Raw genomic sequence first — 315 nt, forward strand, 5'->3', positions numbered from 1 at the left:
CAAGCGTCGTACCTGCGCCAGAAGATCAAAGCCGGTCTCCAACTCCGCTACGGCGACAACCCGAGCCAGGAAGTACTGGACCGCATCGAGCTGGAGATGGGCGTCATCTCCCCGATGGGGTTCGACGCCTACTTCCTCGTGGTCGCGGACATCTGCCAGTACGCGCGTGACAACGGCATCCCGGTCGGTCCCGGCCGAGGGTCGGCAGCCGGTTCGATGGTCTCGTACCTCACTCGGATCACTGAGTTGGACCCGCTGGAGCACGACCTGCTGTTCGAGCGGTTCCTGAACCCCGAGCGCATCAACCCCCCGGAC

1 protein-coding gene is annotated in these 315 nt (G+C 64.4%); it reads left to right on the forward strand.

Going from position 1 to position 315, the window contains the following annotated elements; translation table 11 throughout:
- A partial coding sequence (locus tag UK12_RS34885) for a hypothetical protein (RefSeq protein ID WP_045307238.1) occupies positions 1–315 on the forward strand: 315 nt, incomplete at both ends.

The sequence above is a fragment of the Saccharothrix sp. ST-888 genome (assembly GCF_000955975.1).
Classification (GTDB): domain Bacteria; phylum Actinomycetota; class Actinomycetes; order Streptomycetales; family Streptomycetaceae; genus Kitasatospora.